The organism is Shewanella sp. SR43-4 (assembly GCF_014163845.1).
Taxonomy (GTDB): domain Bacteria; phylum Pseudomonadota; class Gammaproteobacteria; order Enterobacterales; family Shewanellaceae; genus Shewanella; species Shewanella vesiculosa.
In genome coordinates, this window is the sequence record NZ_JACJEB010000011.1 from 122,577 (window position 1) to 144,170 (window position 21,594).

Annotated in this window: 15 protein-coding genes and 2 tRNA genes; 13 read left to right on the forward strand and 4 right to left on the reverse strand. The window is 40.5% G+C overall.

What is annotated here, in order from left to right; genetic code table 11:
• Window positions 1-378 precede the first annotated feature (378 nt).
• Both glnB and H5123_RS14025 read left to right on the forward strand, forming a co-directional pair.
• Window positions 379-717 (forward strand): nitrogen regulatory protein P-II, encoded by a 339-nt coding sequence (gene glnB, locus H5123_RS14020; protein ID WP_124017158.1) that lies wholly within the window; start codon window positions 379-381, stop codon window positions 715-717.
• Between the two features lie 77 nt (window positions 718-794).
• Window positions 795-2,081: an NAD(P)/FAD-dependent oxidoreductase gene (locus H5123_RS14025; protein WP_182698351.1), complete on the forward strand. Its 1,287-nt coding sequence runs from the start codon at window positions 795-797 to the stop codon at window positions 2,079-2,081.
• 55 nt (window positions 2,082-2,136) lie between these two features.
• Here the strand turns inward: H5123_RS14025 and H5123_RS14030 are convergent, their stop codons facing one another.
• Window positions 2,137-3,150 carry a LacI family DNA-binding transcriptional regulator gene (locus H5123_RS14030; RefSeq protein WP_182698352.1) on the reverse strand — a complete coding sequence of 338 codons (1,014 nt, stop codon included), beginning with the start codon at window positions 3,148-3,150 and terminating at the stop codon, window positions 2,137-2,139.
• Window positions 3,151-3,543: 393 nt separating this feature from the next.
• On the opposite strand from H5123_RS14030, the gene H5123_RS14035 reads away from it, so the two are divergent.
• From H5123_RS14035 to nagP, 9 genes are all read left to right on the forward strand, one after another.
• Window positions 3,544-6,156 carry a TonB-dependent receptor gene (locus H5123_RS14035; protein WP_124017161.1) on the forward strand — a complete coding sequence of 871 codons (2,613 nt, stop codon included), beginning with the start codon at window positions 3,544-3,546 and terminating at the stop codon, window positions 6,154-6,156.
• Between the two features lie 77 nt (window positions 6,157-6,233).
• Window positions 6,234-7,757 (forward strand): tryptophan halogenase family protein, encoded by a 1,524-nt coding sequence (locus H5123_RS14040; protein ID WP_182698353.1) that lies wholly within the window; start codon window positions 6,234-6,236, stop codon window positions 7,755-7,757.
• A gap of 194 nt (window positions 7,758-7,951) precedes the next feature.
• Complete coding sequence (locus H5123_RS14045; protein ID WP_124017163.1) at window positions 7,952-8,653, forward strand: SapC family protein; 702 nt, start codon at window positions 7,952-7,954, stop codon at window positions 8,651-8,653.
• 1,129 nt (window positions 8,654-9,782) lie between these two features.
• A complete protein-coding gene (locus tag H5123_RS14050) occupies window positions 9,783-12,473 on the forward strand; it encodes a family 20 glycosylhydrolase (RefSeq protein ID WP_182698354.1) in 2,691 nt (896 codons plus the stop codon).
• Window positions 12,474-12,730: 257 nt separating this feature from the next.
• Window positions 12,731-13,651 carry an N-acetylglucosamine kinase gene (nagK, locus tag H5123_RS14055; RefSeq protein WP_124017165.1) on the forward strand — a complete coding sequence of 307 codons (921 nt, stop codon included), beginning with the start codon at window positions 12,731-12,733 and terminating at the stop codon, window positions 13,649-13,651.
• Between the two features lie 82 nt (window positions 13,652-13,733).
• Window positions 13,734-14,735, forward strand: a complete 1,002-nt coding sequence (nagB-II, locus tag H5123_RS14060; protein WP_182698355.1) for a glucosamine-6-phosphate deaminase NagB-II — start codon at window positions 13,734-13,736, stop codon at window positions 14,733-14,735.
• Window positions 14,736-14,771: 36 nt separating this feature from the next.
• Window positions 14,772-15,923, forward strand: a complete 1,152-nt coding sequence (gene nagA, locus H5123_RS14065; protein ID WP_182698356.1) for an N-acetylglucosamine-6-phosphate deacetylase — start codon at window positions 14,772-14,774, stop codon at window positions 15,921-15,923.
• Between the two features lie 39 nt (window positions 15,924-15,962).
• On the forward strand, window positions 15,963-17,123 hold the full coding sequence (gene nagX / locus H5123_RS14070; protein ID WP_182698357.1) for a transmembrane glucosamine N-acetyltransferase NagX: 1,161 nt from the start codon (window positions 15,963-15,965) through the stop codon (window positions 17,121-17,123).
• A gap of 142 nt (window positions 17,124-17,265) precedes the next feature.
• A complete protein-coding gene (nagP, locus tag H5123_RS14075; protein ID WP_404948315.1) occupies window positions 17,266-18,570 on the forward strand; it encodes an N-acetylglucosamine MFS transporter NagP in 1,305 nt (434 codons plus the stop codon).
• Between the two features lie 309 nt (window positions 18,571-18,879).
• On the opposite strand, the gene H5123_RS14080 is transcribed toward nagP, so the two are convergent.
• Window positions 18,880-18,955 (reverse strand) — tRNA-Thr (locus H5123_RS14080).
• Window positions 18,956-18,961: 6 nt separating this feature from the next.
• Window positions 18,962-19,037: transfer RNA gene (locus H5123_RS14085), tRNA-Phe, on the reverse strand.
• Window positions 19,038-19,968: 931 nt separating this feature from the next.
• On the opposite strand from H5123_RS14085, the gene H5123_RS14090 reads away from it, so the two are divergent.
• Together H5123_RS14090 and H5123_RS14095 are read left to right on the forward strand one after the other, a co-directional pair.
• The gene (locus H5123_RS14090; RefSeq protein WP_182698359.1) at window positions 19,969-20,526 is read left to right on the forward strand and encodes a cytochrome b; all 558 of its coding nucleotides are present in this window, start codon (window positions 19,969-19,971) and stop codon (window positions 20,524-20,526) included.
• Window positions 20,527-20,621: 95 nt separating this feature from the next.
• The gene (locus H5123_RS14095) at window positions 20,622-21,197 is read left to right on the forward strand and encodes a YceI family protein (RefSeq protein WP_182698360.1); all 576 of its coding nucleotides are present in this window, start codon (window positions 20,622-20,624) and stop codon (window positions 21,195-21,197) included.
• 84 nt (window positions 21,198-21,281) lie between these two features.
• On the opposite strand, the gene H5123_RS14100 is transcribed toward H5123_RS14095, so the two are convergent.
• Entirely contained in the window at window positions 21,282-21,560 is a 279-nt protein-coding gene (locus H5123_RS14100) for an oxidative damage protection protein (RefSeq protein WP_101086395.1), read from the reverse strand.
• Window positions 21,561-21,594: the final 34 nt, after the last annotated feature.

Sequence of the window (21,594 nt, forward strand, 5' to 3'; positions counted from 1 at the left end):
GTTGTTCATCCTTAAACGTTGTCAGCTGCGTCCTGCAGCAAGATTAAGTTAGTATAGAAAATGAACAGCGAATTTGCTGCGAAATATCTTTTCATAAATACGTAAAATAGCCGCGACAATTAGCAGCGCTTTCAAGTAAGATATTTGAATGACGTTAGCAAGCATATAAACTGTAATTAGGACATATGCTTAATCATCCTCTGCAAAGGATAAAAATAATTTTCAAACAGTCTTTGCCATGTATTAGCGTGCAAATAACTGTAGCAACACAAATAGTGAGTTTTATATTGCAGACGTGAAGCGATCTTTATATCGATTTATCTCATCTCTTATACCGAGTTGGGTTAATCAACAAATTAGCGATGACAGGAGTATTTAATGAAAAAAGTCGAAGCGATTATTAAACCGTTTAAACTTGATGATGTGCGTGAGTCACTTGCTGAAATTGGCATTACGGGTATGACAGTATCTGAAGTTAAAGGTTTTGGCCGTCAAAAAGGTCATACAGAGCTCTATCGTGGTGCAGAATACATGGTGGATTTTTTACCTAAAGTAAAAATCGAGCTCGTTATTCAAGATGAGCTTTTAGAGCGTGCAATCGATGTCATCGTTGATACTGCTAGAACCGGAAAGATTGGTGATGGTAAAATTTTTGTAACCGATGTAGAGCGTGTTATTCGTATTCGTACCGGCGAAGAAAATGAAGAAGCAGTTTAAGGCCCATAAGGGCCTTTTTTTATACGTGTATATTTTTGTAGTTAAGTTGTTGGAATAAGGTATCTCTGAGGTAATGTATGGTTCAGCGAATTGTTATCGTAGGTGGTGGGGCGGCAGGGTTAGCGTTGGCTTCAAAATTGGGACGAAAATTTGGTAAAAACCCGTTAGTTGATATTAGTTTAATAGATAAAAATACCGTTCACATTTGGAAGCCCAAATTGCACGAAGTGGCAGTTGGTGTCATTGATCAATCAATTGAAGGGCTACAGTATCGAGATCACGGTTTAAAGAACGGTTACCGGTATATTCGTGGCGCTATTGATCAATGTGATCCGAATACCAAACAAATCCAGCTGGCTCCAGTGTACAACGATGAAGGTGAGATCATTATTGCTGCGCGCAATATTGAATATGATACGCTTGTTTTAGCATTGGGAGGCGTTTCAAATAGCTTTAATACACCAGGCGCTGAAAAACATTGTATTTTCTTAGACAGCTTAGATAGTGCTAATCTGTTTCATCATAAGCTCATGGATGCACTATTACAGCTTAATGAAACCCAAGACCAGTTAGGTATAGGTATTGTAGGAGCTGGCGCCACAGGCGTTGAGCTTGCAGCTGAACTTCATCATGTTATTGAATCAGTAAGAGAGTATGGCTACCAAAATATTTCTAAAGATCATTTAGACATAAACTTAATTGAAGCATCAAGCAAAATCCTCCCGCAATTACCAGAGCAAGTCAGTACAAGAGCACAAACTGTACTGTCAAAGTTAGGCGTTAAATTGCATTTAGGTGTGCAGGTTAAAGAAGTCACTAAAGAAGGTTTCGTTACAGCGACTGGCGAGACTATCAAAGCCAACATTAAAGTATGGGCAGCAGGCGTAAAAGGTCCGAAAGTTTTTGAACACTTTACTCAACTTCCGATCACTCCCCGTAATCAAATTGATGTAGATGATTGTATGCATGTTAAAGGCATTGATGATATTTACGCCTTAGGTGACTGTGCGCAACTTATTTTACCATCAGGTAAACCTGTGCCACCAAGAGCCCAGGCGGCAGCCCAAATGGCCGATTGCCTTTATGCCAATATTTGCTTGAAGATGAAACAACAACCAGAAAAGCCTTTCGTGTATAAGGACTATGGCTCATTGGTTTCACTTAGTCGTTTTTCAGCAGTGGGTAATTTAATGGGCAGTCTACGTTCAGGAGACTTTTTTGTTGAAGGTCATATCGCGCGTTTGATGTATATTTCGCTTTATCAGCGTCATTTAGCCAGTTTATATGGCTGGTTCTCGGCCTCAGTATATCGTATTGCGCAAAAACTACTGCGCTGGCAACGTCCTAAACTTAAGTTACATTAAACGAGTTTATGTTGATAAACACCAGAAAGCCTCTATTGATAGAGGCTTTCTGGTGTTATGTAGGCGAGGTTGTTGAGTTACGAATAACCGGTGTTGGAGTAAAGCATCTGAACGTTTCAGTTGTTTGATTTTTGCGTTTATCAATTAACAGTTGCGTCGCAATTTGAGCAATTTCGATATTGGGTTGATGGACTGTGGTTAATTTAGGCCATGTTTGACGAGAGAATGGGCTATCTTCAAAACCGACAATAGATAGTTCTGTTGGAATATCGAGTCCAGCTAAGCGCGCTGCAAATAATGCTCCAGCGGCGATCTCATCGTTACAGGCAACAATTGCAGTCGGCCGTTTAGCCATAGCAATGAGTTTATTTGCACCAGCTAAACCGGACTCGAATGAGTATTCCCCTTCAAGCACCCAATCAGTATTTAGAATTAGAGAGTTGTTTTTTAACGCTTTCTTAAATCCAAGTAATCGCTCTTTTGTTGATTCATGTTGTAAATCACCACTAAGAAATGCAATGTGTTTATGGCCCAAATCAATAAGATGTTGAGTAATTTCAACCGCACCTCTTTGGTCATTAACCAATACCGTCAATCCGTTACTATTGATGATCTTTTCACCAGCAATAATTTTAACGTAATTAGCACCTATTTGGTCTAAGGCTGCCAAAATATTAGGGTCTTCGGACATCGGTGGTGTAAGTACCAACCCTGCCAATCTAGCATGCTTAACCATAGTGGTCAGCTCATCACAAATGGTCTCGGATTTTGCATTACATGGATGAATAAGTAATTCAAATCCTCTGTCTTTACAGGCAGATAAAATACCGTTTTGCATATCAATGACATAATACGCATTGGGGTTATCGTAAATAAAACCAATAACATACGAGCTAGTGCTCGCTAAATTTCTTGCTGCTAAATTCGGTTGGTAATTTAATGCTGTTATCGCTTGGTTTACTTTATCAATGGTGGCTTGTTTTACTGAGGGTTCTTTATTTGTCACCCGTGAAACAGTTTTTATCGATACGCCGGCATATTTTGCGACGTCGTTAATCGTTACTTTCATGTCAGAAATGACTCTTCATTCAGGCGAAACACCACTCAACAAGGCAAATTGCCGCAACATTAAATGGGTTATTTGTCTGCTAATAGTGCGAGTTTTTGTATAAATTGGCAATCCTCAATTTCATTTCTACTCATATTACGGCATTTATTACAATTAAAAATACATACTGTCTAAAATCATTTTCCTATCTATATAAATGTTTTTTAATGATTTGTTATTTTTTTTAGGTTGTTTATCTAGCAAAAAAATTAATGAATTAGCAGGAACGGTTATTTTTTTGTGGCGTCATTGTTAATTTTTGTGTAATGTTTGCTCCAGACATGACAGCGTTGTCATTCCTAGGGAATGGTTATGAACTCAAAAACGATAATAAAGTTATGGAAGGGGAAAAAGATGCGACCATCTATCTTTAAAAAAAATGTACTTGCTACTCAAATTGCGATTCTGTTTGGCAGTATAGTGTCAGTGGGTGCTATTGCAGCAGAAGAAATTACTGTTGATGATAACATTGAAAAAATTGAAGTTCGTGGGATGCGTGCCTCCATGAAAGCTTCAATTAACGAAAAACGTTTTGCTAATTCTGTAGTGGATTCAGTAACGGCAGAAGATATTGGTAAGTTTCCTGATGGCGATGTCGGTGAGTCATTAGGTCGTATCCCTGGGGTTGCAGTAAACCGCCAGTTTGGTCAAGGTCAGCAGGTGTCTATTCGTGGTGCCTCGAGCCAATTGACTAGCACATTGTTAAACGGACATTCAGTTGCATCTACTGGTTGGTTTGATCAGCAAGCCATTGACCGTAGTTTTAACTATTCGTTACTACCACCGCAAATGATCAGTGGTATCGAAGTGTATAAATCTTCGCAAGCTGATTTACCTGAAGGTGGTATCGGTGGCACGGTAATCGTTAAGACTCGTAAGCCATTAGACTTAGAGTCAAACACAGTATTTTTAAGTGCCAAAGGTGACTATGGCACGATTTCAGAAGAAACTGATCCTGAATTATCTGGCCTATATAGCTGGAAAAATGAAAACGAAAACTTCGGTTTCTTAATCTCTGGTGCTGGTGCGAACACCCAGTATCAGCGTAATGGTATTGAAACCTTGCTAGGTTGGGGTGAAATTGTTCCTTCTACCTTCCAACAAGACCGTGAACGCACTGCGTTAAACGTCGCCGCGCAATACCGTGCTAATGATGCATTAGAGTTTGGCTTAACCTACACAGGTTTAAGTCTAAAGGCTGATAATGCCAACACATCCATTTTCTTATTCCCAACTCAGCAAGGTGTTAGCACTTGTAATCAAACTAACGCTGCGGGTGTGTGTACAGATATTACTCATACTGGTGTGGATGCTTTCGCTTGGAACCAAACTTGGGCTCGAGAAGCTGAAATGACTTCTGATACCCTTGATTTCAATTTCGCTTATGATAATGAAAATTTCAAAATTGAAGGTAGCATCGGTAATACCAAGGCAGATGGTGGTACCAGTTTAACCTCTAACTACGGTAACTCAATCGGTAAGCCTTCAGATTTTGCTGGCCACTATGATGCAACGGGCAATATCATTGACATCGATATCGCTAATAAAAACTTTAGTGCTGAAGACTACAATGGCCAATTATCTGGCGCGGGTTGGGCATTAAAGAAACAGCCTAATACCGACGAAGAAACCTATGCCCAGTTTGATGTGACAGTGCCAACAGATTTAGGGGCCATTTCGTCAATCAAAACAGGTATTCGTTATGCTGACCACGATGTGACTCAACAAACTGATGCAGCAATCGTTGGTGATATCGCCGTTCATGATGCCTCTTATTATTTTGACGGCACAATGAGCTCGGGTGCTGGTTTTACTTTGCCTAAGCCAAACTTTGATAACATGATTAACGATGCTAAAGCGGCAATTAACGGTTTTACTCGTGACAAGTCTGGTTACGGTACATTGAACGAGAAAAACCTATCAGTGTATGCAATGGCTAACTTCGAGTCTGAAGGCATTCGTGGTAACTTTGGTTTACGTTATATCTCTACCGACATTGAATCTGACTACTATGCACTCAGTTCTACAGGTCAGTTTGCTGATGCAACATCAACAGATTCTGCTAGTTACAGTGATGTGTTACCAAGCTTAAACGTCGCGTTTGATTTAGCTCCAGATCTGATTTTACGTACTTCTGCATCACAGGTAATGTCTCGTCCTAACTATGCAGAGCTATTTGCTACGTCAACATTACCGGGTTTAAACGATGGTACTCCTGGTAACGAGAAGCTTAACCGTGGTTCTGTTTCATTAGACCCATTTAAAGCAACTCAAGCCGACTTAAGTTTAGAGTGGTATTTCAGTGATTCAGGTTTAGCTGCAGCAACTTACTTTATTAAAGATGTAAGTTCATTCATTTCAACTCGTCAAAAGTTAAACCAACAAATCGGTATTAACGATAATGACCTTGCTGCTCAAGGCCAAAGTGCTTGTGGAGTCGGTGTATATGACTGCTGGACGGTAAGTGAAAAATACAATGCTACCGGTGGCCGTATTGAAGGTCTTGAATTGCAACTTCAAGATTCATATGAAAACGGTTTAGGTTACTCTATTAACTATACTTATGCAGATGCAGGTTCTCCTGCTGAAAACTACCCTGATCAAGTGGGTGTGTTCTCTGATTCGTCTAAGCATACAGTTAACTTAGTCGGTTACTATGAGATGGATGCATTTTCAGCCCGCTTGGCCTATAACTGGCGCAGCGAATACATGATGCGTGAATTACCTGGCTTCTATGGTAACCGTCAACATGAAGACTATGGCACACTTGATTTAAGCACAACATACAGCGTGACAGATTGGATGGATATAACGTTTGAAGCTGTTAACTTAACCGAAGAAGACAGCATCCAAACTGGTGTTGCACCACTAGACTCTGAAGTGATTGCTGAGTTTAAAGCAGACTACCCAGTGTGGAGCTTTGAAGGTGAAGCTCGCTATAAAGTGGGTGTCGCATTCCGTTTCTAATCTAATCTAATAGATTAATTGAGTCATATACTAAAAGCCCTGCATTTGCCGGGCTTTTTATTGGATTAAGAGGTGATATGAAAATTCAATCAGTTGCGATTGTTGGTGGCGGAACTGCGGGATGGTTGGCGGCCAATCATCTTGCAAAAGCGCTATTTAATCAAAATATTACTATTACTTTGATCGAGTCCCCTGATATTCCAACTATTGGTGTTGGTGAAGGAACCGTACCGACGATCCGTAAAACATTACAAAGTTTTGGCATCAGTGAAACCGAGTTTATTACCCGTTGTGATGTGACATTTAAGCAGTCGATTAAGTTTCAAAATTGGCTTGATAGTCATCGTCATGGCAGAGATAATTTTTATCATCATCTTTTTGACCCTCCGAGTTCAATGGGAGATGATCTATCTTCGTTATGGCTACAAAATCCCAGTGATGCTTACAGTCAGTTAGTCTCCAGTCAATTTGACGTTTGCGAAGCAAACCTTGCCCCTAAATTAATTACAACCCCAGAATATCAGGCCGTACAAGGTTATGCTTATCATCTAAATGCAGCAAAGTTTGCTTTGTTGTTAGCTGAAAATGCCAAACAGAAATTTGCGGTTAATCATGTTAAAGCCAATGTGATCGATACCCGTTTGCACCTCGATGGTAGTATTGCATCATTGGTTTTAGATAAATGTGGCGAGCAGGAATTTGATTTTTATATCGACTGCAGTGGTTTTGATTCAATCTTATTAGCAAAAGCACTGAAGGTTCCGTTTGTGGGTAAATCTCAGGAGCTATTTGTTAACAAAGCCGTTGTTGTGCAAGTGCCAACTGATCCTGATGCCATTATTCCCCCTTATACTAAGGCAACGGCTCATCAAGCTGGTTGGATATGGGATATCGCTTTATCAAATCGCCGTGGGGTAGGGTTAGTGTATTCAAGTGCTCATCTCGATGATGAGCAAGCCGAACAAAAGCTCAATCGGTATCTCAGTGGCCAATTAGATCAATACTCGTATCGCACTATTCCAATGAAAGTGGGTTACCGTAAACAGTTTTGGGCTAAGAACTGTGTCGCTTTAGGCTTGGCTCAAGGATTTTTAGAGCCCATAGAGGCAACATCAATCATGCTAACGGATTTTGCAGCAGGTTACTTGGCAAGTCGTTTTCCTAGTGATAGTCGTCAATGTGAAAGTTTATCCGAGCGATTTAATCAGACTATGTCGTATGCATGGGAACGGGTCGTTGAGTTTGCCAAAATGCATTATTGCCTTTCTGATCGTAATGATTCAGATTTTTGGATAGATAATCGCGACCCACAGACTATCCCGGCAGGATTAAGTAACAAACTGGCGTTATGGCAAGAGTATGTGCCCTTGAGTGAAGACCTATTTTCTAAGTTTGAAGTGTTCAATGTAGAAAATTACCTGTATGTATTGTATGGCATGAAATTTTTGACATACAAGAAAACAATGTCTGAGTCCTCATTAGTGCTCGCTAAACAGCATGCTGCAAGGATTCGGCGGCACAGCGAACAGTTATGCCAACACTTACCTGCTCACAGAGAGTTACTCAGTAAAATACATCAATATGGTCTGCAGAAAATATGATGACAAATCTATTTGCTGGTGGATATTTAAGCAAGTGGTAAGTTAAAGCGCAAAATCGTTATATTCGTGCTTGTAAAAATTGGTTAACTTGGTAGTTTCAATACTAATTTATTGTAAACAGGTTATAACCAACCTGTGATCGTTTTATCTATCGTCGCGATTACCTGCACAGAGCCGCACCCAAAGGAGCCAAGATGTCCAACCAAATTACTCTACTCGACCCAGCTAAACACAGTGATCTCAAAATAGTTTCTAGTGATTACACACATATAGCAGAACAACATATTGTGCCTGTGACCTTACATGAAATTGGCCGTGCTGCGACAGAGTACCCCATTGTATTTGTTAAAAATAGTGACACCGGTGAGTTTCAATCGGTGGCAATGCTCGGTCTTAAACCCGGCCAAAACCTAAGTGTAAAAGACGGTAAGTGGTTAGGCTTATATATTCCTGCCGTAATCCGTGACTATCCGCTTGGCTTAGTGTTGAATCCAGACGTAAAAGACAAAGTGTGGATTGGTATTCGTGAGCAGTCTAAAGATGTCAGCACTACCGAAGGCCAAGCGCTATTTGAAGCGGAAAAAGAGACCCCATTCTTAGAGGCTCGTAAGCAAGAGTTAATTAGCCATTATGAGCAAGACCAAGCGACAAGAGGCATCTTAGGCTTTTTAGCGGAGCAGGGATTACTCGTAAGTCAAACATTAACCGTAGATGTTGCAGGCGAGAAACGTAATATTAACGGCTTGTATCTCATTGACGAGCAAAAATTAAATCAGCTATCCGATGAGGCATTTTTAGAACTAAAAAAACGTGGCATTTTAGGGCCTATTTTTGGCCATCTCGGCTCGTTAAATCAAGTTAATCGACTTGCGCGCATGGAAGTATTAGGTCGCTAGTCAACTGATTATAAAAATGGCGCCTAAATGGCGCCATTTTTAGATAACATACTTAGTTAAGTTAGCATGATAATGCCTGTTAATATCATTCTAAACGAAATAGTTACTTCAGCTTAACGGATTAAAAAAACACCTCAATATCTACCATTGTTGCGGGTTCTAAAATCACTGACGATACGGTGCACATACTCACATACTCACATACTCACATACTCACTATCATGCAGTTACAATGGATAACTTAGTCCAACATTCCGCCTTAATAACAGATAAATAGCCACTATTCATTAATGCCAACAAATAACTAAGCAGTCACTAGACTGCGATAAAATTCAGTACCATTAACATAGTATTGCTTAATAATGGGCTTTACTGAATGTTGTAACAGTCATTTATTATAATTTTTGAGTACTGTTATGAATAATAAAACTGCTGCATAAAATAGAAAACTCAATAAAACTTGCCATTTTGGTTTTATCTGTGCCGCTGAGCATAATGAACCCCTATCGAACTACACTAACCGACATTCAAAAACATTAGTTAAAAATAATATTCAGCAGGAGTAAAGGCCAAATCTACAAATTCGGCGGGGGATAACTTTAGTTTGATTATGAGTTTATGGGAATTTTACGATGCACAGAGCCTTATCTTATTTGTAACAAGCATGTTTGTCATAAATCGAAGTTGAAATTTTGTATATCAAGGCGCTCAGGTTTTTTATTAAAGCATTGATATATATGGTTGTTAATACAATTATGTTTGTTTTTGTCGGCTAATGTAAAAAAGCTGGATCTCATTGGTTAAAATTGGTAACTTATGTATGACAGCGTTGTCATTGGCGGTTGTAACGTTGTTTCAGTTTAACGTGATGAGGAGTAGCTCTCCCATTCATGTTTGATAGTGGCACTTCAGGTTGAATCATCACTATCCCTTAAGATACTTTTTACTTTCTCCCAAGAAAAAAGTATGGGCTGGTGCATATCTTAAGCGATTTATGTTCCAGCTTTTTTACTGGTAATAAGCAAGTAACCTGATATTAAATAAAGGCTAATTGACACTAAAAATTATGTCAGTTAGCTAAACCGATAACGGTAAATTAGCTGTACTTCTAGATGATAACGAGGACGCAATGAAAACAACTTGGACGTTTAGTGCCATAATTATGTCTTTCTACTTAGTCGCATGCACACCATCACAATCATCAGCGCCTATGTCGGAAATGGCTTTGCAGTCTTGGAGTCAAGATGATTTAGCCAAATTTGCAGATGACGTGAGCGTAACATATCGCTTAGTGTCTAATTTAACCGACGAAGCCTGTGCTGAAGGTGCCAAAGCGACTGAGCGTTGTTTTATTGCTGAGATTGATTTCACCAGTTCATACGATATGTTGCTAGCTGATTGGGCTATTTACTTTAGCCAAATGCGACCTGTACAAGCAGTATTAAGTGATGAGTTTACGATTGAGCAAATTAAAGGTGATCTTCATCGAATAACCCCTACTGCCGCTTTTACTGGTTTTCATGCAGGACAAGCCAACACACTGCGTTTTCGTGGCGAATTGTGGCAACTCTCTGAAACTGATGCCATGCCCAATTACTATATTGTGGCTAACGATGCTCAAGGTGTAGAGCTGACCCCGCAAGTGATTAATAGTACTCGTGTACAGCAAGACCCTGAAACCAATATGGAAGTTCGACCTTATGCTCAAGCATTTACCGATGCTAAAAGACAGTATCAGCGTAGCCCAACAGACAAATTAGTCTGGGCTAAGCCGGAAATACTGTTTACCCAAAATAATACGGTATCTGCCGATGCCAGTTTAAGCGTTGATTCATTACTACCGACTCCCAAATCGCAAGTTATTGTTGCTAATGGCAAGGCGATATCCTTGCATCAAGGTATTAATATTAGTCGCCAAAACCTGGTCGATGTGCAGCTTGAACTGCACGATATTCAAGCCGCATTAGCCCGCCTGGAGCGCATTGGTGTCAGGCAATCGAGTGCAGGCGTCCCGTTAGTATTCGAGCGATTATCTCAGGACAATAACCAAAGCACAGATCGCTATGAGTTAATTATTAATCAACAAAATATGATCATTAAAGCCGCTAATGCTAGTGGATTTAGCTATGGTATTTCATCGTTAAGTTCATTACTTAATATTGACTCGTTAACCGTTAACCCTATGCAGATAAAAGACAGTCCTCGATACGTTTATCGAGGGATGCACGTTGATGTGTCTCGTAATTTTCACAGTAAGCAGTTTATTTTAGATTTGCTAGATCAAATGGCAGCTTATAAATTAAACAAACTGCATTTACATATGGGCGATGATGAAGGATGGCGATTAGAAATTGACGGTTTACCGGAACTTACCGATGTTGGTAGTAAACGTTGTCACGACTTGTCTGAAACTCGTTGTATTTTACCACAGCTAGGCAGTGGGCCTTTTTCGGATACTAAGGTGAATGGTTTCTATAGCAAAGAGGATTATATTGATATTATTAAGTACGCCAATGCTCGACAAATTCAAGTGATCCCTTCAATGGACATGCCTGGTCATTCACGCGCAGCGATCAAATCGATGGAGGTTCGTTATCGAAATATGATGGCAAAAGCGGATAAACAGGCGGCAAATGAGTTCATATTAGCGGACTCAAACGATACAACACAGTATTCATCGGTACAGTATTACAACGACAACACATTAAACGTCTGTATGGAGTCTACTTACCGTTTCATAGATAAAGTGATTACTGAAATCGCTAAATTACATGAACAAGCGGGGCAGCCGTTAGAGACCTATCATATCGGTGCAGATGAAACCGCAGGCGCTTGGCTTGAATCGCCTATTTGCCAAGCGTTTATAGCGAGCAACCAATACGGTGTCACTGATATCAATCATGTTGGCGCTTATTTCATTGAACGTGTCGCTAATATGTTAGCCGACAAAGGTATTCAACCAGCAGGTTGGAGTGATGGCATGAGCCACACGAGTCCAGCCCGCATGCCTGCTCATTCTCAAAGTAATGTCTGGGATCTCGTATCACATAAAGGCTATCAACGCGCTCACCAACAAGCTAATAACGGTTGGACGACGGTATTGTCCAACCCTGAAGTGCTTTACTTTGATTTTCCCTATGAAGCTGACCCAAAGGAACATGGTTACTATTGGGGAACTCGAGCCTTGAATAGCCATCATGTTTTTAGCTTCATGCCAGGTAACTTACCCGCTAATGCCGAACAATGGTTCGATATAGAAGGGCAACCTTTTGAAGCCGATGACCGTCCTCAATTAGACGATACAGGCAAGCAAACTAGTGGCCCAATGAAGGCTGGTGAAACTGTTTACGGTATACAAGGGCAAATATGGAGTGAAACGTTACGCAGTGATCAAACCGTTGAGTATATGATTTATCCGCGACTATTAATGTTAGCAGAGCGAGCATGGTATAAACCTGAATGGGAAGTGCCATACCAATACGCAGGGGCTGTGTATAACCAAACAACAGATCATTTCACTACTACAATGCGTCAACAGCAAGCACGTCAATGGCAAAAAATCGCCAACCACCTAGGCAATAAAGAACTGGCAAAGTTAGATAATGCAGGTATTAATTATCGTGTTCCCACCGTTGGTGCAGTAATTAAGGACGGCATATTAAGTGCGAATATTGCTTTTCCTGGCTTACAGATAGAATATCGGGAAGGTGATAAGCCTTGGCAAGTATATACCTCGGCGGTGGCGGTGAAACGCCCTGTTGATGTTAGAGCAGTAGCCGCTAATGGTAAGCGAAAAGGCCGAACTCTGCGTGTAGACTAATTGTTAAACCAGTAGACACCCGCGTCGTCAGTATCATATGCGCTGGCGACGTGTTACCCCCTAATATCAGCAGACAATTTAGTTATACAACCTCCTGTTAAATATGATGTAAATATCATTTTTGTTGATTATTAGTGTTTTTTGTTAAAAATTAAATGACAGCGTTGTCATTTTTAGTGTAACATGGCGTTAACTTATTAACAGGCTTGATGACTATCAAAAATAGTAGCGTTAAACAGAATACCAAGAGGACAGTCATGGGTAACAAACAGCCTAACGAACAGCAACTTTATATCGGTATTGATGGCGGTGGCAGTAAATGTCGTGCCACGATTTACTCCGATGACGGTCAACAACTTGGCACCGCAGTGGCTGGTCGTGCCAATCCACTACATGGTTTAGAGCAAACGTTTCAATCAATGATTGAGTCATCACAGTTGGCTTTAGTCGATGCCGGTTTTGCACCTGACACTTGCCATCAGTTAGTTGCTGGTATTGGTTTAGCAGGAGTTAATGTTGGCCAGTTTTATCAGCAAATTATTCAGTGGCAACATCCATTTAAAGCCATGTATCTTACGACTGACTTGCATACAGCCTGTATTGGTGCTCATCACGGTGAAGATGGTGCGGTTATTATTACTGGTACTGGTTCATGTGGTTATGCGCATGTTGGTCAGCAAAGTATTATTTTAGGCGGGCATGGATTTGCATTAGGTGACAAAGGCAGTGGTGCATGGCTTGGTTTAAAAGCGGTTGAGCACGTGTTACTTGCTCTGGACGGTTTTGCATGTTCAAGCAAGCTGACCGAGAGCTTACTGAATTATTTTAACGCTAAAAATGCCATCGATATTGTTGAACAGCTCGCCGGTCAATCATCTAGCGCTTATGCAAAGCTAGCTCGTATCGTATTGATGTGCGCACAGGATGGTGATGCTGTTGCAATCGCTATTGTACAAGATGGAGCAAATTACATAAGCGAGCTTGCTCGAAAACTATTTGTTCTTAACCCAAGTCGTTTTTCTATTATTGGTGGATTAGCAGAACCACTAACACCTTGGTTAGACAATGAGATAGCAAGCAAGATTTCACCCTCTATTTCGCCACCAGAATATGGGGCGTATTTGTTCGGCAAAAAGCAATTTTTAACTCAACCAATAGCTAATGTAAATCATCAGTAGAGTGTTTGTTGACGTTAATTGACGTCAACTCAATACCTACAAGGTTACTGGTTAATTCAACATTATTTTATCAAGGTTTATTATGAAAATTCTTACAGTTATGGAACAAGAAGCTCGTACCGCACCTCAGAAAATTGCCGAGCAATTGATTGCCAACCAGACTATTACTGACACATTGGGTCAGACCTTACGTGAACTTAAGCCTAAATTTGTCATGATTGTAGGTCGTGGTTCTTCTGATCATGCCGGTGTATTTGCTAAATACTTATTTGAAATCGAAGCGGGTGTTCCTACGTTTGCTGCTGCTCCTTCTGTTGCCAGCGTATACGGTAAGTCATTACTACTTGAGGGAGCATTAGTCATCGTGATTTCACAGTCTGGCCGAAGCCCTGACATTCTTGCACAAGCCAGAATGGCTAAAGCGGCGGGCGGATTTTGTGTGGCATTGGTCAATGATGAGTCAGCGCCTATTAAAGACATTGTTGATGTTGTTGTGCCATTACGTGCAGGCGAAGAAAAAGCCGTTGCTGCAACAAAAAGCTACCTAGCCACTCTATCTGCTATTTTACAAGTTGCCGCTAAGTGGACTCAAAGTGAATCATTAGCGCAAGCGGTAAACTCGTTACCCCAAGCTTTACAAACCGCAGTTGATGCTGAACCGCAACTCACTGCTGAGTCATTGGACGGCGTTAAAAACTTAGTGGTTCTTGGTCGCGGCTTAGGTTATGCAGTTTCAAAAGAAATTGCATTAAAAATGAAAGAGGTCTGTTCAATACACGCTGAAGCATTTAGTAGTGCAGAATTTTTACATGGCCCAGTGACATTAGTTGAAAAGAAATTAGCGATTGTTGATGTATGTATTAACGATGAGTCGTATGCCAGCCATGTAGAACAAATTGCTAATGTTAGGCAGCGAGGTGCTGATTTAGTGCATCTAAATCAAACGTCTGCAGATATTCATCCACGAGTTGCGCCTTTAGCATTACTGCAGCGTTTTTACATTGATGTTGCCGCAGTCGCAATTGCCCGTGGCATTAATCCTGATCAACCCGCGGGCTTAAAGAAGGTCACTCAAACACTATAGTTGCTTCATTAAAATCGATATAGAGCAGAGAGTATTATGAAACAAATCCTGATTGTTGAGCGATTATTTGATGGTGAGTCATTTCATAAAAATATGGCCGTAACCATAGATGCAGGCAAGATCACTGCTGTCATACGTGCTGAAGATGTAATTGATGTCGAACACCATACCGTCACAAAATTAGCGGGTACGCTCACACCAGGGTTTGTCGATGTGCAAGTGAACGGTGGTGGCGGGGCGTTATTTAATGCTGAGCCTAGTACCGAGTGTATTGAAATTATTGGCCGTGCTCATGCACGATTTGGGACCACAGGTTTCTTACCCACATTAATTACTGATGATGTAAGTATCATGACAAAAGCAGCCGATACGGTTGCGGTGGCTATTGCAAATCAACAAGCTGGTGTTTTAGGTATTCATTTTGAAGGTCCACATTTAAGTGTGCCTAAAAAAGGTGTACATCCACAGTGCTATATTCGGCAAATTAGTGAAAAAGAACTGAGTATTTTTAGTCGTCAAGACTTAGGCATTAAAGTGGTCACGCTGGCGCCTGAAAATGTGTCAACTCAGGTTATTAAGGCACTGGTGTCAGCAGGCGTCAAAGTCTGTTTAGGGCACTCAAATGCTGACTATGACACAGTGAATGCAGCATTAGAGGCTGGAGCTACAGGATTTACCCACTTATATAATGCGATGTCTGCTTTAGGTTCACGCGAACCTGGCATGGTCGGTGCTGCGCTGGAAAGTCAAGATGCCTGGTGTGGCTTAATTGTCGATGGACATCATGTTCATCCTGCGGCAGCAAAAATAGCCATAAATGCTAAGCCTAAAGGTAAAGTCATGCTGGTAACCGACGCTATGCCGCCTGTTGGTATGAGTGATGATGCCAGTTTCAAATTATTTGGTACTCAGGTTACTCGTCAGGGGGACAGACTTAATGCAGCCACGGGAGAATTAGCCGGTTGTGTTTTAGACATGGTTGGGGCGGTGAATAATAGCGTGGCTATGCTTGGATTATGTCATGAAGAAGCTTTACGAATGGCATCGTTATATCCAGCAACATTTCTCGGTTTAGAGCAACAACTAGGTTTAATTAAACCAGGTTATAGAGCAGATCTAGTGTTATTAAACCCGGCCAATAAAGTCAGTCGCACCTATATTGCTGGCAACGTCGTTTTTGCGCAGTAAAGCTTACTGTCTAATTGTGTAAATATGAAAGAGACTATGATGTCAGTTAATCGCAAAATTGAGTCCAATACTCAACGTGATAAGCCCAGCAAACCCAGACTTATGTCACTTGATGCATTACGTGGCTTTGACATGTTTTGGATTATCGGTGGCGAAGGCATTTTTGCCGCGTTATTTGCTTTAACGGGGTGGGCGGGATGGCGTGTTGCTGAAGCTCAGACCCAACATAGTCAATGGCACGGCTTTACCTTTTATGACTTAATTTTCCCTTTGTTTATTTTCTTATCGGGTGTGGCGCTCGGTCTATCACCTAAGCGTATCGACTTATTGGCTTTTCGTGAGCGAATTCCGCTATACCGTTATGCATTAACACGTTTACTGTTACTGATTGCATTGGGAGTGTTATATAACCATGGATGGGGGACTGGGATCCCTGTTGACCCAGAACAGATTCGATTTTCAAGTGTGCTAGCGCGTATTGGTTTTGCATGGTTTTTTGCGGCAATGGTGGTGTGGCACACCTCGCTGCGAGTTCAAATATTAATCACCATATCGATGTTCATTTTTTATATTTTATTACAGTGTTTTGTTGGTTTTCCTGGCGGCCAAGCAGGAGTATTTACTGCAGATGGAAGTCTTAATACTTATATAGACAGTATATTACGACCGGGTATGGCTTATCAGCATCGCGCACTTGATCCTGAAGGCGTGCTATCGACATTCCCTGCGGTCATTAACGCATTATGTGGTGTGTTTGTGGGCCAATACATTGTTAAGCCACACCCCAAAGGCGATTGGGCTAAAGTGAGCATTATGATGCTCTGTGCGCTACTTATGTGGTCCGGCGGGTGGTTACTCGACTTTATTATTCCTGTAAATAAAGATCTGTGGAGCAGTAGCTTTGTACTCGTGACATTAGGGTGGAGCTTACTATTTTTTAGCGTATTTTATGCCATTATCGATGTACTAAAATGGCAAAAATGGTCTTATGTATTTGTTATTATTGGTGTTAACTCCATTATTGTTTATTTAGGAACAAGTATCCTTGATTGGTCTTATATCACTCAAAGCTTGTTAGGTGGAGTGATACGTTCAGCACCAGCTTCCAGTCAGTTAATGATCAGTGTCATAGGTTTAGTCACAGTGCAATGGCTCGTACTGTGGTGGATGTACCGTCGAAAAATATTCATAAGAGTATAAGGTTAACTCACCTATTAAAGTGAGTTGTTAGTTATGGATGACAAGGCTGTCTTAGTGGTGAGTGTGTATTAATATTCCTCAATTAATATTGATATTTCTAAACCACTAAGTCCTCCCTATAAATATAATAATGAGCAGGTTTATGGAAATGACAACAACAAAAACATCGGCAGAAAATAGTGTTGTACCAATGACAATTGTGGCAATTTTATTTTTTATTCTTGGCTTTGCTACCTGGTTAAATGGCTCCTTAATGCCTTACTTAAAGCAAATATTACAGCTAAGCCCTTTTCAAGCTTCGTTAATCCTCTTTTCATTTTATATTGCGGTAACGTTTACCGCATTACCCTCAGCCTGGGTTATTCGTAAAGTGGGTTATAAAAATGGTATGGCATTAGGCATGGGAATAATGATGTTGGCTGGTTTATTATTTATCCCAGCAGCCCAAACCCAAGTATTTATATTATTTCTAGTGGCTCAGCTTGTCATGGGGACAGGGCAGACACTATTACAAACAGCGGTTAATCCTTACGTGGTTCGCTTAGGTCCTGAAGAGTCAGCCGCAGCACGTGTAAGCGTAATGGGTATTTTGAATAAAGGCGCCGGCGTGATTGCACCTATGGTATTCACAGCACTTATTTTAGATAGTTTTAAAGAGCGAGTCGGTACTGAATTAACCTCTATTCAAATTGATGAAATGGCCAACAGCTTAATTTATCCTTATCTTGGCATGGCTATCTTTATTGGTGTTCTTGCTTTTGCAGTGAAAAAATCACCTCTGCCTGAATTGGAACAAGAGCAAGCAGAAATCGATTCAGAAAAAGGCCAGATCAAACAAGCTTTGTCTCATCCAAGTTTGGCATTAGGTGTTATTGCTTTATTTGTTTATGTGGCTGTTGAGGTTATTGCTGGCGACACGATTGGAACATTTGCATTGACGCTAGGCGTTGAGAATTACGGGGTAATGACATCCTATACCATGCTGTGCATGGTGCTAGGTTATACCTTGGGCATTATTTGTATTCCCCGTTTTATTTCCCAACCTAATGCATTAATGCTCAGTGCTATTTTAGGACTGATATTAACTGCCGGTATCGTGTTTGGTGATAGCCAGTCTTATGTCATAGCTAACGCTTTATTAGTTCCTTTTGGTGGTGCCCAACTTCCCGATACATTATTGATGATTGCATTTCTAGGCTTAGCCAATGCCATAGTGTGGCCAGCTGTGTGGCCATTGGCACTTTCAGGTATGGGTAAACTGACCAGCACAGGTTCTGCATTGTTAATCATGGGGATTGCCGGTGGCGCTTTTGGGCCACTATTTTGGGGACTAACCAGTTCAGCGACATCCTTAGGTATGCAGGGTGGGTATATGGTGATGTTTCCATGCTACTTATTCATTCTGTTTTATGCCGTTAAAGGTCATAAGATGAGACGTTGGAAATAGCGTTTACCGTTTAAAGCGATTTTATCAACCGAAAAAGGGAGCCTAGGCTCTCTTTTTGCTTATAGTATGTCTCTGAAACGCTGCCGGGGATACGGGTTAATCTAAGCTGGTTATATCTTTGATTGTTTATTTGAGGTTAAGTTAATCTGATAAGGCAAACTCTTAATCATTTATCCAGTGATATTGATATAGCTGAATTCGTTGTGCTTTATGGGCAAATACCGAGCTTAATGTGAGCTTGTATTATTTAGTAGGTGGGGATAATTAGATACAAAAAAGCCACTCATTGAGTGGCTTTTTTGTTTTTTATGGTGCCGGCACCAAGAGTCGAACTCGGGACCTACTGATTACAAGTCAGTTGCTCTACCAACTGAGCTATGCCGGCTAATTGTGGTGCCCGAACCCGGAATCGAACCAGGGACACGAGGATTTTCAATCCTCTGCTCTACCAACTGAGCTATTCGGGCAACTAACTAAGTGTTAGTTATCTACTGCAAACTAGGTATTAACTTGGTAATCAATGCCTGTCTCGTCTGGAGTGCGCACATAGTATAGTGATGGATTTTATCGTGCAAGTGGTTTTTTAAATGTTTTCACTCGTTCGGCTAGTTAATGTGCAAAATGATGCTTTTTTATCGATTTTAACCCCAGAAAGTGGTTTATCAGCATTAATCACCAAGAATAAAGTCATAGATGCTTGCTAACGATTACATAAAAAGTAATCAGAAAATTGAATTTGTCGTTTCTTGATCTGCATTAGACCGATTTTTAACTAATAGTTAGAGTTTTGGCTTTAACGGCCAGCCCGAGTCGTTGATAGTTCACTTCTTTACATGTAAAGAAGTGAACTTTTTATAGCGCATTTTATCTTAATTTAGGTTCACTGAAATGCGAGGACATTTACTCAACGGGAGAGAAGTGATTCAGATAGGTCTGAATTATGCCAGCTAATCTAACAACATTAATTGTGCAGCTATGTATAGCCGTTTAATTCAAGGCTGTGTTTATGACATGTCGTTATGCTACATCAGTAAGCGATAACGCAATTTACACTCACCACAAACACTGCTCGAAGCTCTTTTAATCTTATAAATTTTTTACCAGACATTAGCGCAGCTAGAGACAGAGTCTTTAACACTTGTGTCGCTTTGTTTCATAAAAATTAAACCGGTTAGTTTGAAGAATGTTAACGACGGACGAACAACCGGGCTTGATGATATTTGATCAGTAGTGACTACAATTGATATATGTTTAATTAGAGCTTGCTTAATTATGCGGTCATTCTCTATCTTAAAATCTATTAATTCTATTTTATAGAACGATTTTGGCTATTTTTACTGATTTTCTTTCCCAAAATTAACGTTAAAATGTTGTGACTTGTTTAGAGGAAAGTAAGACATGTTAAAAAACACTCCGACTGGCTATGGTTTAGTGACCATTATGATTCATTGGTTGTCCGCCATCGCTGTTATTGGTCTATTTAGCGTAGGCTATTGGATGGTAGATCTTACCTACTATAGTAGTTGGTACCAAACGGCACCACATCTTCATAAAAGTGTCGGTCTGCTTTTACTTGGATTAACACTATTGAGGTTTGTTTGGCGGACCATATCACATGCTCCTAGTCCATTATCGAACCATCAGCCATGGGAAAAACGTGCGGCTAAGTGGGCGCATACTGCTCTTTATACGTTAATGTTACTCATTATGTGTTCAGGAATTATGATTTCGACAGCTGATGGTCGAGATATTTGGATTTTTGATTGGTTTGCCGTGCCATTTCCTGACGCTTTTATTGATGATCAAGCCGATACCGCTGGAGTGATACATCAATACCTTGCTTATAGCTTAATGGGGTTGGTTGTGTTGCATGCCGCAGGTGCGATTAAGCATCATGTTATTGATAAAGACAAGACGCTTAAAAGAATGTTGCTGCCAAGTCGTATCAGCAAATAATCGAATGGTTTAACCGTCGAACCGATTAACCGTTATGTTCGATGTATATCACTACCTATTTATCTACTTGTTATTAACTTAAAGGAATAAAAGTCATGAAAAAACACCTTATAGCAGCACTCGTCGGTGCAACGTTTATGTTACCTGTTGCTGTTAACGCTGCCGACTATGTTATCGACACTCAAGGTGCACATGCATCAATTCAATTTAGTGTAAGCCATTTGGGTTATAGCTTTGTGGTGGGACGCTTTAATGAGTTCTCTGGTGACTTCAGTTTCGATGCTGCCAAAGTAGCAGACGGCAAAGTGAATGTTAAAATTAATACTAACAGTGTTGATTCTAATCATGCTGAACGTGACAAGCATTTGCGCAGCGCAGACTTTTTAAATACCAGCAAATTCCCAGAGGCTTCTTTCACATCAACATCGATTGTCGATAAAGGTAATAACCAGTTTGTGATTAATGGTGACTTTACCTTAAATGGTGTAACCAAACCGTTAACTATTGATGCTGTTGCTATCGGTGAAGGTAAAGATCCATGGGGTGGTTACCGTGCAGGTTTTACCGGTACAACCAGTTTTGCGATGAAAGATTTCGGTGTCAAAATGGATTTAGGTCCAGCTTCCGCTAATGTTGAATTAGCCTTGGTAGTGGAAGGCGTTAAACAATAACCTGTCGGATTAGTGATGAATAAAACAAAGCCGCTAAGTTAAGCGGCTTTGTTGTTTAATACTGTTATCAATTATATTGCTAGGTTATTCATCTTCCGCTGGTGGAACATAACCTTCGATTTCAACGTCTTTACCTTCAAATAAAAAGTGAGTCATTTGCTCTTCAAGAAACTTGCGGTCATCAACATTCATCATATTGAGTTTTTTCTCGTTAATGAGCATGGTTTGCTTCTTTTGCCATAAGCCCCAAGCTTCTTTACTGATATTGTCAAAAATGCGCTTACCCAATTCGCCTGGGTAAAGCTGAAAATCTAAGCCATCAGCTGATTTATTGAGATGTTGACAGTGAACTGTGCGAGCCATGATGATTCCTTACTAACTTTATTAATTACTGTAA

Bases quoted from the DNA above. Each gene is read 5' to 3' on its own strand.
- H5123_RS14090 (WP_182698359.1), top strand. From the start codon at position 19,969: ATGTTAAAAAACACTCCGACTGGCTATGGTTTAGTGACCATTATGATT.
- H5123_RS14035 (WP_124017161.1), top strand. From the start codon at position 3,544: ATGCGACCATCTATCTTTAAAAAAAATGTACTTGCTACTCAAATTGCG.
- nagX (WP_182698357.1), top strand. From the start codon at position 15,963: ATGTCAGTTAATCGCAAAATTGAGTCCAATACTCAACGTGATAAGCCC.
- H5123_RS14025 (WP_182698351.1), top strand. From the start codon at position 795: ATGGTTCAGCGAATTGTTATCGTAGGTGGTGGGGCGGCAGGGTTAGCG.
- H5123_RS14045 (WP_124017163.1), top strand. From the start codon at position 7,952: ATGTCCAACCAAATTACTCTACTCGACCCAGCTAAACACAGTGATCTC.
- H5123_RS14100 (WP_101086395.1), bottom strand. From the start codon at position 21,560: ATGGCTCGCACAGTTCACTGTCAACATCTCAATAAATCAGCTGATGGC.
- nagB-II (WP_182698355.1), top strand. From the start codon at position 13,734: ATGAAAATTCTTACAGTTATGGAACAAGAAGCTCGTACCGCACCTCAG.
- nagK (WP_124017165.1), top strand. From the start codon at position 12,731: ATGGGTAACAAACAGCCTAACGAACAGCAACTTTATATCGGTATTGAT.
- nagA (WP_182698356.1), top strand. From the start codon at position 14,772: ATGAAACAAATCCTGATTGTTGAGCGATTATTTGATGGTGAGTCATTT.
- H5123_RS14050 (WP_182698354.1), top strand. From the start codon at position 9,783: ATGAAAACAACTTGGACGTTTAGTGCCATAATTATGTCTTTCTACTTA.
- H5123_RS14095 (WP_182698360.1), top strand. From the start codon at position 20,622: ATGAAAAAACACCTTATAGCAGCACTCGTCGGTGCAACGTTTATGTTA.
- H5123_RS14040 (WP_182698353.1), top strand. From the start codon at position 6,234: ATGAAAATTCAATCAGTTGCGATTGTTGGTGGCGGAACTGCGGGATGG.
- glnB (WP_124017158.1), top strand. From the start codon at position 379: ATGAAAAAAGTCGAAGCGATTATTAAACCGTTTAAACTTGATGATGTG.
- H5123_RS14030 (WP_182698352.1), bottom strand. From the start codon at position 3,150: ATGAAAGTAACGATTAACGACGTCGCAAAATATGCCGGCGTATCGATA.
- nagP (WP_404948315.1), top strand. From the start codon at position 17,266: ATGGAAATGACAACAACAAAAACATCGGCAGAAAATAGTGTTGTACCA.